Source organism: Microvirga sp. 2YAF29 (assembly GCF_052114605.1).
GTDB lineage: Bacteria > Pseudomonadota > Alphaproteobacteria > Rhizobiales > Beijerinckiaceae > Microvirga.
Genome location: NZ_JBFRFB010000038.1, coordinates 1 through 2,246, shown reverse-complemented (window position 1 = coordinate 2,246; position 2,246 = coordinate 1). Strand labels below are relative to the sequence as shown.

General features: G+C 60.6%; 2 protein-coding genes. One reads left to right on the top strand and one right to left on the bottom strand.

The window, feature by feature from the left end; genetic code table 11:
- Window positions 1-1,230 (top strand): methylmalonyl-CoA mutase family protein (locus AB4Y85_RS19385; RefSeq protein WP_441986540.1); only part of this gene is annotated, 1,230 nt, incomplete at its 5' end.
- On the opposite strand, the gene AB4Y85_RS19380 is transcribed toward AB4Y85_RS19385, so the two are convergent.
- Window positions 1,227-2,072, bottom strand: a complete 846-nt coding sequence (locus tag AB4Y85_RS19380) for a fumarylacetoacetate hydrolase family protein (protein WP_441986539.1) — start codon at window positions 2,070-2,072, stop codon at window positions 1,227-1,229. The genes AB4Y85_RS19385 and AB4Y85_RS19380 overlap by 4 nt on opposite strands.
- Window positions 2,073-2,246: the final 174 nt, after the last annotated feature.

Sequence of the window (2,246 nt, the reverse complement as noted above, 5' to 3'; positions counted from 1 at the left end):
CAGACTTCCGGCTGGTCGCTGACTGCGCAGGACGTGTTCAACAACGTGACGCGCACCTGCATCGAGGCGATGGCGGCCACCCAGGGCCATACGCAGTCGCTGCACACCAATGCGCTCGACGAGGCGCTGGCGCTGCCCACCGATTTCTCGGCCCGCATCGCCCGCAACACGCAGCTCTTCCTGCAGCAGGAGAGCGGCACCACGCGCATCATCGATCCGTGGGGCGGTTCCTATTACGTGGAGCGCCTGACGAAGGAACTCGCGGACAAGGCCTGGGGCCATATTCAAGAGGTCGAGGCGCTCGGCGGCATGGCGAAGGCCATCGAGGCGGGCATTCCGAAGCTGAAGATCGAGGAGGCCGCTGCCCGCACGCAGGCGCGCATCGATTCAGGCCACCAGAAGATCATCGGCGTGAACGCCTTCAGGCAAGCGGACGAGGCTTCCATCGACATCCTGAAGGTCGACAACGCGGCCGTTCGCGCAAGCCAGATCGACAAGCTCAAGCGTCTCAAGGCCGAGCGCGTTCAGGCCGATGTAGATGCATCGCTCCAAGCCCTGTCGCAGGGTGCTGAATCGGGCCAGGGCAACCTGCTCGACCTCGCGGTGAAGGCCGCCCGCGTCAAGGCGACGGTAGGTGAAATTTCCGACGCGCTCGAAAAGGTCTGGGGCCGTCACCGCGCCGAGATCAAGGCGATCTCGGGCGTCTACAAGCGGGAGGTCGGCATGTCTTCACCTGCCGTGGAGAAGCTGCGGCAGCTCGTGGAGCAGTTCGAGCAGGATGACGGCCGCCGTCCGCGCATCCTCGTCGCCAAGATGGGCCAGGACGGGCATGATCGCGGCCAGAAGGTGATCGCCTCCGCCTTTGCCGACCTCGGCTTCGACGTGGATATCGGCCCCCTCTTCGCGACCCCGGCGGAAGCTGCGCGCCAGGCGATCGAAAACGACGTGCACATCATCGGCGTCTCGTCGCTGGCCGCAGGGCACCTGACCCTGGTGCCGGAGCTGAAGAGCGAACTCGCGAAATATGATCGCGACGACATCATGATCGTGGTCGGCGGCGTGATCCCGCCGCAGGATTTCGATGCGCTCACCAAGGCGGGAGCCTCGGCCATCTTCCCGCCCGGCACCGTCATCGCGGACGCTGCCGTCGATCTCATTGCTGAGTTGAACCGCAGGCTCGGATACGAGCCGCAAAAAGCCGCAGAGTGGCTATGGAGAGCGTTTATCTAGTTGTAACTTACGACACGTTGGTTCTGAGTGCCCAAATGATCGATTGCGGCACAGACGTGGTCACCAGCCTTTAGAAAGATAGGCGGCTTCTGGCCAAACCCTACCCCTGAAGGTGTCCCGGTCGCGATGACGTCACCAGGCAGAAGGCTCATGAACTGGCTGATGTAGCTTACCAGGAAGGCGACGCCGAATACCATGTTTGCTGTCGACCCGCTCTGATACAAGCGGCCGTTGACGTGAAGTAATAGCCCTAGGGATTGCGGATCCGGCACCTCGTCCGCGGTAACAAGCCAGGGTCCGATCGGCCCGAATGTATCCGCGCTTTTCCCTTTCATCCACTGCCCAGCGCGCTCGATCTGATGCTCCCGCTCTGACACATCGTTGACGATGCAGTAGCCTGCAACATGCAAGAGAGCATCGGCTTCAGTGACATAGCGGGTATGGCGGCCGATTACGATGCCAAGTTCGACTTCCCAATCAGTCTTTTTTGAACCCCGAGGTAGGATTAGGTTATCAGTCGATCCGCAGATCGACGACGGGGCTTTCATGAATAAAGCTGGCTCCGCCGGCACCTGAAGCCCTGCTTCAGTCGCATGGTCGGAATAGTTGAGCCCAACACAGACGAACTTTGAGACTTGCCCGACGCATGCCCCAAGGCGCACGCCCTCTGGGACAAGGGGCAGACTTTCTGGATCTATTGCCTTCAGTCTTGTGAGCGTACACGGATCCAGTGTTGGTCCATGAATGTCTGAAATCTTTCCAGATAGGCTCCTGACACGGCCAGCTTTATCAATCAGTCCAGGCTGTTCTTGGCCTATTGAACCGTAACGCACTAACTTCATTGACGTTTATCTCCCTCGCTTTTTCACACCGCCTTGAGGTGGCGAATTGGTTTGCCGGGTGCGATCATTTCGGCAGCGGCGATGATGCCCTGGGCGTCGATGCCGAAATGTCGATAGAGGTCCTTGACCGTGCCAGTCTGGCCGAAGTGCTCCACGCCCAGCGAGCGGGTGCGG